7 protein-coding genes, 1 tRNA gene and 1 pseudogene are annotated in these 8,156 nt (G+C 59.9%); 6 read left to right on the forward strand and 3 right to left on the reverse strand.

Translation table 11 applies throughout. The annotated features are described in order from the left end of the window. Nucleotides 1-229: 229 nt before the first annotated feature. Nucleotides 230-397 (reverse strand): annotated as a pseudogene (locus C9413_RS23295) (IS5/IS1182 family transposase); the annotation flags it as partial. A 479-nt stretch (nt 398-876) separates the two neighbouring features. Here C9413_RS23295 and C9413_RS32790 point away from each other — a divergent pair. Further along, on the forward strand, nt 877-1,116 hold the full coding sequence (locus C9413_RS32790; protein WP_052451550.1) for a hypothetical protein: 240 nt from the start codon (nt 877-879) through the stop codon (nt 1,114-1,116). Between the two features lie 23 nt (nt 1,117-1,139). Here C9413_RS32790 and C9413_RS23305 read toward each other — a convergent pair. Next, nucleotides 1,140-1,215, reverse strand: a tRNA-Ile gene (locus C9413_RS23305). 191 nt (nt 1,216-1,406) lie between these two features. Between C9413_RS23305 and C9413_RS23310 the strand changes: the two genes are divergently transcribed. The 4 genes from C9413_RS23310 to C9413_RS23325 all read left to right on the forward strand — a co-directional run bounded on the left by C9413_RS23310 (nt 1,407) and on the right by C9413_RS23325 (nt 3,818). Beyond that, a complete protein-coding gene (locus C9413_RS23310; RefSeq protein ID WP_223844015.1) occupies nt 1,407-2,117 on the forward strand; it encodes an SIMPL domain-containing protein in 711 nt (236 codons plus the stop codon). Between the two features lie 240 nt (nt 2,118-2,357). Continuing rightward, on the forward strand, nt 2,358-2,741 hold the full coding sequence (locus C9413_RS23315; protein ID WP_039845404.1) for a hypothetical protein: 384 nt from the start codon (nt 2,358-2,360) through the stop codon (nt 2,739-2,741). A gap of 98 nt (nt 2,742-2,839) precedes the next feature. Beyond that, nucleotides 2,840-3,241, forward strand: coding sequence for a DUF4174 domain-containing protein (locus tag C9413_RS23320; RefSeq protein WP_039845403.1), 402 nt, complete (start codon nt 2,840-2,842; stop codon nt 3,239-3,241). An 88-nt stretch (nt 3,242-3,329) separates the two neighbouring features. After that, nucleotides 3,330-3,818, forward strand: a complete 489-nt coding sequence (locus tag C9413_RS23325; protein ID WP_039845402.1) for a heme-degrading domain-containing protein — start codon at nt 3,330-3,332, stop codon at nt 3,816-3,818. A 183-nt stretch (nt 3,819-4,001) separates the two neighbouring features. Here C9413_RS23325 and C9413_RS23330 read toward each other — a convergent pair whose 3' ends face one another. Next, nucleotides 4,002-5,261 carry an AGE family epimerase/isomerase gene (locus C9413_RS23330; protein WP_170250960.1) on the reverse strand — a complete coding sequence of 420 codons (1,260 nt, stop codon included), beginning with the start codon at nt 5,259-5,261 and terminating at the stop codon, nt 4,002-4,004. Between the two features lie 172 nt (nt 5,262-5,433). On the opposite strand from C9413_RS23330, the gene metH reads away from it, so the two are divergent. Beyond that, nucleotides 5,434-8,156, forward strand: a 2,723-nt coding sequence (metH, locus tag C9413_RS23335) for a methionine synthase (RefSeq protein WP_170250961.1), incomplete at its 3' end; no start/stop codon positions are given.

The following is an 8,156-nucleotide window of genomic DNA, read 5'->3' on the forward strand; positions in this document are numbered from 1 at the left end:
TCGCTCTCGGCCCCGAGTTGAGCCTTACCTGCAACGCCATGCCCGACGTCGATTGCTTCTGGCGGATACATCACCGGTCCGGAGCCTGGGGGACGCTCGGCGACATGCACGGCGGCTCCAGTGCAAATGTCGTCGGCGTGCGGTTCAATTTCTGAAGCACCTTCTTCATCTCCAATCCGACGACGTTCGCGGCGGTCCGTGTCCCACAGGTGGGGGGCCTCGTCGGATGGGCAGCAGCGCTGTGGTTGATGACGGCATCGTAGGTTGGCTTTCCGCCATAGGCGTCGTCGGCAGTGAACTGTCCGGTCGGACCGCCGATCTGGCCGAGCAGTGGGTCCACCTGAAAAGCATCGCCTGTGTCTTGGTCGGTCAGAGTACGGGCAATGACCTCCCCGCTATGCATCCAGTGCCAGCTGCAATCTGCATCAAGCACGGCGACAAGCCCTTTGAGCATCTTGAGCGCAAGCAGGTGGCTGCGATCCGAGACACCCGCATAGATGCTCCCGGCGCGGCCAACAAAATAGTGAAGGCAATCAGCGCTCTTTTCGCTGGGGCAATTGAGGTTGGCGAGGCAAAGACGCATCCCTGTAACGGCATCAAGCGGCTTAAGTCCGGCGACGGGTTTCACACATGGACGCTTGAGGAGACAGAGCAATACGAGGCTTGTCACCAGCCGGGGACTACGCCTGGCAAGCCGCGTGGATGTCAATATTCCGGTACTGCCTAATCTGTCGGGCGAACTCGCACATGTGCCGACTAGTCGACACACGTTCTTAGTCACTGAATACAGCAAGCCGTTCTCCGACAAAGGATTGGGAAATAAGATGCGCCAAATGGTGCGACGAGGCTGGCCTTTTCCATTGCTCGGCGCATGGCTTGCGAGAAGCGGGGGCTTCAATCGCCGCCGAAAACGGAGCGACCATCGACCAGCTCAAAGCGATCTTCGGTTGGACGACGAGTCAGCAGGCTGATCTTTTTACTCGTGCGGCTCGCCGCAAGAAGCTCTCAGGCTACGCCGAAAAGCTCTTGATGCCCGACCAAAACGAGAACAAAAATGTCCCACTTTCGGAGGCCAACTTTGAAAAGTGGGACAGAAAAAAGGAAAATGAGAAGTAAAATCAACGGCTTGTTGAAAATTATGGTGGGCCCGGAGGGACTCGAACCCCCAACCAAGCGGTTATGAGCCGCCGGCTCTAACCATTGAGCTACAGGCCCTCACGCGGCTTTGCCGCGCGGGCAGCGGGGCAATGGCTCCCCGGTGCGATTTCGCTCTAACGCAATTCGGATGCAGCGACAAGACGCTGCCGCAATAGCTTCACAATCAATCGTCAAAGAGTGAGGCGGGATGGCGACAACCAAGGAGTGAAAAAATGGCGCTACGGACTATCAGAAACGTGGCTTTCGGCATGCTGATCGGCATGCCTGCCGCGCTTGCCGGGGCTTCGGCTTCGGCTGCCGACGAAACGAAGCCGCGCGAGGCGGTGATCATGGTCTCGGGCGAGGGGGAATCGGCGCTGGCCCCGGACATGGCGGTGCTCAACCTTGCCGTCGTCAAGCAGGCGAAGACGGCGCGCGAGGCGCTCGACGAGAACAACAAGGCGATGGCTGGGGTGCTGGCAGCGCTGAAGAAGGGCGGGATTGCCGACAAGGACCTGCAGACCTCGGGCTTTTCTGTGCAGCCGCAGTATAACTATCCGCAGAACAACGACGGCCAGCCGAAGCCGCCGGAACTGATCAGCTATCAGGTTTCCAACGGGCTGACGGTGCGCGTGCGCGATCTTGGCGAACTGGGTGGCATCATCGACCAGGCCGTGACGCTCGGCGTCAACCAGGGCGGCGACATCCAGTTCACCAACGACAAGCCGAACGCGGCAATCGAGGCGGCCCGCAAGGATGCCGTCGCGGCAGCGATCAAGAAGGCGAAGACGCTGACGGAGGCTGCCGGTGTGAAGCTCGGCCGCATCATCGAAATCAGCGAAAACAGCGTTCGGCCGCTGCCGCAGCCGGTCTACCGCGCGGCGATGATGAAGGAGGCAAGTGACGCTGCTGTGCCGGTTCAGGGCGGCGAAAACGCCTATAATGTTACCGTCAACGTCACCTTCGCACTCGAGCAGTAGCCTCAATTCTCCACTTCAAAGTGAAAAAAAGCCGTTGATGTTCTTGAGCGATATCAGCGGCTTATCCCTTTCCGCAGGCGTGTCGGCAGCCCGGTGGGCATAAATCGCTTTATCACGCGAGTGTTACACTATAAAATCGATCGTGTTATTCGGTCCGGAGGGAACCCTGGAGTTCTGTGTGTCCTGCTTCGATCCCGGCCGATGAGGAGGAACTGGCTTAATCCACAAGAGGAGACAGACATGACGAATGCCTTGCCGCCACTTCACAACGGACACGCCCCGATCACCCTTCAGGAATTGTTCCGCGAAGCGCTCTATGCCTTCGAGGAATGGGATACGGAACTTACCGAACCGATTGTCACGTTCGAAGGACGGGTCATTCCGATCAGCCTTGTCTTCGAAGCGATGCGCGAATGCGACGACATCGTGCCGATGAACATTGTCGGCGCCGTCACCGAAAGACTGACCAAACCCTGGGAAGGCGAAGGGCCGCTCGATCAGATGAGCTTCTCGACGGCCGCCCGCGTCATGCGCGTGCTGGTGCGCAAACGCCTTCTTGCCAACGGCGGCGCCGATATAATGGCCGTCTCCAGCCGCACTGCAGAGCGCAAGCCGCCCGAATGAGCCTTTGAGGGATCGCGCCAGGGCGCGGTCCCGTCACGCTCGTAGGGAACCGGTCTCACTTCCAATCGTTGAAGACAGACACGAAGGATGTGAGCACCATGCTAAAATCAATCATACGCGAAATCATGGGTCCGGCGCCGCGTGCGCCCGTTTCGCCGGACTGTCTCAAACCATTCATTGGCTCCAAGCGCGTGCTCATCATATTTGCGGATGCGGATGATGATCGTGCGGCCGTTCAGGACGAGTTGCTACGCACCTCGCATCTGCGTTTCATCGAGGATGATATTGAGGTGTTCAGTATCGCCGGTGGCGGGGTGTTTCCGCTTTTCGAAGGCTCCTACGACCTCGACGCCGATGAAATCCGCGATGACCTCGAAGGACCGCAGCCCGGTGAATTCGGCCTTGTCCTGCTCGACCGCGACGGCACGGTGAAGCTGCGCTCCAGCGAGCCCGTGCGGCCCGAAGAAATCATAGGCGCGCTGTCGTCGATGCCGCACTGAGCTTCGGCATCGTCACGATTCTGCTTTACTTTTGCCGCCGGATGCGGATGTTCTCCGCCCGTTCGACGACGCAAGAGGAGCGAGCTTTATGACCATCGAAGAGGATGTCGGCCGGATTGCTGAGCAGGAAAAAGTGCTGAGCTTCGACGCCTTCGATCTAACCACCGCCTGGCAACTCGGCAAGCTCTTGCAGGAACTCGCGACCGAACGCGCCCTTGGCGTGGCAATCGACGTCACGCTGCATTCCATGCCGGTCTTCTACGCGGCGCTGCCGGGCGCAACCCCCGACAACGTCCAGTGGATTCGCCGCAAGCGCAACATGGTATTCCGCTATTTAAAGAGCAGCTATGCCTGTGGCCTGAAGCTGCAGAAGGACGGCAAGACGGTCGAAGACAACGGGCTTTCCGGCGCCGACTACGCGCCGCATGGCGGCAGTTTCCCGATCAACGTCAAGGGAACCGGCTGCATCGGCGCCGTTACGGTTTCAGGCCTGCCGCAGCGCGACGACCACAATCTCGTCGTGGAGGCGCTGTCACTGATGCTGGCGAAGGATTTGGATACGTTGCGCCTGAGATGAGGAATTTAACCGCGGAGCGCCACTTTATGCGACCTTACCTGTGCTGGCGACGGCGCGTCTGCACCGTGAACGGCGCTCTTTCCAGCTAGCCTCGATGGGCCTCTCGCGCCATGGGACATGGCGCTGCTGGATCTCTGCCACACGCACAGGAAGTGGGCGTCTGAGCCCACTCCGGCCATTGCCTCAAATCCTCCCGCCAGCCTCGATGATGCCCTTGGTCAGGCTGCCGGTCGCCGGGAAGAGCGGGATGAGGCAGGCCTGTAGCGCGTGGTAGATATCGCCCTTGCCGGGGAAGAGGCTGTGGGACGGAACGAGGTCTTCCGTCAGTTCTTCGTGCCAGCCGCCGTTCTCATGGTCGATAAAGGCGCGTTCGATGACATTCCAGATCTTGCGGTAGCTTTGCTCGTGGAAGTCGCTCGGCAGGTGTTCGTTGAGGAAGTGGGCGGCGCCGGCGCCCTCGCAGGCGGGCCACCAGAGCTTGTTGCGCTTGGCGGGCTTGTCGTCCCAATCGAGTGTGTAGAAGAATCCGCCCTTGTCGTCGTCCCAGCCGAGGGCCATGGATTGTGCGAAGAGGGCCTTCGCTGCGTCCGGCATCCAGGCGTGGCGCTTGCCGCCGAGTGACCACAGCTGCAGGATGAGCCGGGCCCATTCCAGCCAGTGGCCGGGAGTGGTGCCTGCGGGACGGAACATTTCGTTCGGATGATAGTAGTTCTTGTCGAGAGCCCAATCGGCGCTGAAATGCTCGGCGACGCGCCAGTCGACGGAACCGGCCGCGTGGAGGATGACAAGATTGGCGATGCTTTCGGCCTTGGCGAGATACTCCTTGTCGCCGGTGGCCTCAAAGGCGGCCATCAGCGCCTCGGTCAGGTGCATGTTGGAGTTCTGGCCGCGATAGGCGCCGCCGTCGAGCGGCTGCCAGTCGGCGGTGAACTCTTCGGAGATGGCGCCATGCTGCGGCTCCCAGAACTTGGTGTTCAGGATTTCCGTGATGTCGGCCAACATTCCGTCGGCCAGCGGATGGCCGATGGTTTTCGCTGAGGACGCAGCCAGCAGCACGAAGGCGTGGCCGTAGCCCTGCTTGTTGGAATCAACGGGGCCATTGTTGTTCAGCGACCAGAAATATCCGCCATTCTTCTTGTCGCGATGGCGGTTCCAGAGGTAGTCCATGCCATGATCGACGACGCTGGCGGCACCCGGACGGCCGAGAAGGACGCCGATCGAGAAGCAGTGGACTGCGCGCGACGCAATATGAATGCTGCGAACCTGTCCCTCGGCATCAAGCGGCCTGCCATGATCGTCAAGATCGTAAAAACCGCCCTTGGGATTGACAGAATTGTGCTGGAAGAAATCGAAAAGGCCGCTTGCCTGGGTCAGAAGCCAGTTGCGGTGATAGGCGCGGGCGCTCCAGTTTCCGAGCCCGGAGCCGCCGATTGCAGGTGCCATTTTACTCCTCCGATTTCATGCACACGCCTTGCGAAAGGCCTATATAGAGCACGTTCTCGTCTGTCACCCGCCAAGCCTTGCAAAACCGGAAACGTCAGGCATATATTGACATAAAGATATCTTTATGTGATTTGGTCACTTTGGTCTTTAAACGACGTCAAGGAGTCCGCCCGTGTTCGACAATCTTTTCGGCCCCAAAGGGGCAAAACGCGACGGCAGCGAAGTCTTTGCAGCTTTGCGGAAAGCCGCGAGCGAGCGAATCCTCGTTCTTGACGGCGCCATGGGCACGCAGATCCAGGGGCTCGCCTACGATGAGGACCAGTTCCGAGGCGATCGCTTCATCGGTTGCGCCTGTCACCAGAAGGGCAATAACGATCTACTGATCTTGACGCAGCCAGATGCGATCGAGGAAATCCACTATAAATACGCCAAGGCTGGCGCGGATATTCTCGAAACCAATACCTTCTCCTCGACGCGCATCGCGCAGGCCGATTATCAGATGGAAGGCGAGGTCTACGCGCTTAATAAAGAAGGAGCCGAGATCGTGCGCCGCGCGGCGATCCGCGCCGAGCGCGAGGATGGCCGCCGCCGTTTCGTGGCGGGCGCCATCGGCCCGACAAACCGAACTGCCTCGATTTCGCCGGATGTGAACAATCCGGGTTTCCGTGCGATCAGCTTCGACGAGCTTCGCATTGCCTATGGCGAGCAGATCGATGGCCTCATAGACGGTGGCGCGGACATTATCCTCATCGAGACCATTTTTGATACGCTGAATGCCAAGGCAGCAATATTTGCCTGTGAGGAGCGGTTTGAAGCGAAGGGTATCAGCCTGCCGGTGATGATCTCGGGCACGATTACCGATCTTTCCGGCCGCACGCTGTCCGGACAGACGCCTTCGGCCTTCTGGAACTCGGTGCGCCACGCCAAACCGTTCACAATCGGCCTCAACTGCGCGCTCGGCGCCAATGCGATGCGTCCGCATCTGCAGGAGCTCGCGGGTGTTGCCGACACCTTCGTCTGCGCCTATCCGAATGCTGGGTTGCCGAACGAATTCGGCCAGTACGACGAGACGCCGGAGCTGATGGCGGCGCAGATCGACAGCTTCGCCCGTGAGGGCCTCGTCAATATCGTCGGCGGCTGCTGCGGCTCGACGCCGGAACATATCCGCGCGATTGCCGAGACGGTTGCAAAGTACAAGCCGCGGCCGATCCCCGAACACCGGCCTTTTATGTCTTTGTCGGGCCTCGAGCCTTTCGAACTGACCAAGGAAATTCCTTTCGTCAACGTCGGCGAGCGCACCAACGTTACCGGCTCGGCCCGCTTTCGCAAGCTGATCACCAACGCCGACTACAATGCAGCCTTGGACGTCGCCCGCGATCAGGTGGAAAACGGCGCGCAGGTGATCGACGTCAACATGGACGAGGGCCTGATCGACTCCGAAAAGGCGATGGTCGAGTTCCTGCACCTGATCGCTGCCGAACCGGATATTGCCCGGGTGCCGGTGATGATCGACTCGTCGAAGTTTTCGATCATCGAGTCGGGCCTTAAGTGCGTTCAGGGCAAGGCAATCGTCAATTCGATCTCGTTGAAGGAAGGCGAGGAGAATTTCCTCGCCCAGGCGAAGCTGCTGCACCGCTACGGTGCGGCCGTCGTCGTCATGGCTTTCGATGAGGTGGGACAGGCGGATTCTTACGAGCGCAAGGTGAATATCTGCACGCGCGCCTATAAGCTCCTGACCGAGAAGGCGGGTTTTCCGCCAGAGGACATCATCTTCGATCCGAACATCTTTGCCGTCGCCACCGGCATCGAGGAACACAACAATTACGGCGTCGATTTCATCGAGGCGACGCGCACGATCCGCCAGCGCATGCCGCTGGTGCATATTTCCGGCGGTGTTTCCAACCTGTCTTTCTCGTTCCGCGGCAACGAGCCGGTGCGCGAGGCAATGCATGCCGTGTTCCTCTACCACGCCATCCAGGCGGGTATGGACATGGGCATCGTCAATGCCGGTCAGCTTGCGCTTTACGACCAGATCGATCCGCAGCTGCGCGAAGCCTGCGAAGTCGTCGTGCTTAACCGGCGCCCGGATGGTACCGAGCGCCTAATCGAAGTCGCCGAGCGTTTCCGTGGCGCGGGGACGAAGGAAGCCCGAGTTCAGGATCTTTCCTGGCGCGAGTGGACGGTCGAGAAGCGTCTTGAACACGCTCTGGTCAACGGCATCACAGAATATATCGAGGCCGATACCGAAGAGGCACGCCAGAAGGCGGCACGTCCGCTGCATGTCATCGAAGGCCCGCTGATGGCCGGCATGAACGTCGTCGGCGATCTGTTCGGTTCCGGCAAGATGTTCCTGCCGCAGGTCGTCAAGTCGGCGCGGGTGATGAAGCAGGCAGTCGCCGTGCTGCTGCCCTACATGGAAGAGGAAAAGCGCCTCAATGGCGGCGACGACAGGAAGACTGCCGGCAAGATCCTGATGGCGACGGTCAAGGGCGACGTGCATGATATCGGCAAAAACATCGTCGGCGTCGTGCTTGCCTGCAATAATTACGAGATCATCGACCTTGGCGTGATGGTGCCGGCGACAAAGATTCTGGAGACGGCGGTGGCCGAAAAAGTCGATGTCATCGGCCTTTCGGGCCTCATCACGCCGTCGCTCGACGAGATGGTGCATGTGGCAGCCGAGATGGAACGCGAGGGCTTCGATATCCCGCTCCTGATCGGCGGCGCGACAACGAGCCGCGTTCATACCGCGGTGAAGATCCATCCCGGCTATGCGAAGGGCCAGACGGTCTATGTGACGGATGCAAGCCGCGCCGTCGGCGTCGTCTCGTCCCTGCTGTCTCCGGATACGCGCCAAGGCTATATCGACGATATCCGCGGCGAATATGCCAAGGT

Source organism: Rhizobium sp. SEMIA 4085, assembly GCF_013004495.1.
Lineage (GTDB): Bacteria > Pseudomonadota > Alphaproteobacteria > Rhizobiales > Rhizobiaceae > Rhizobium > Rhizobium gallicum.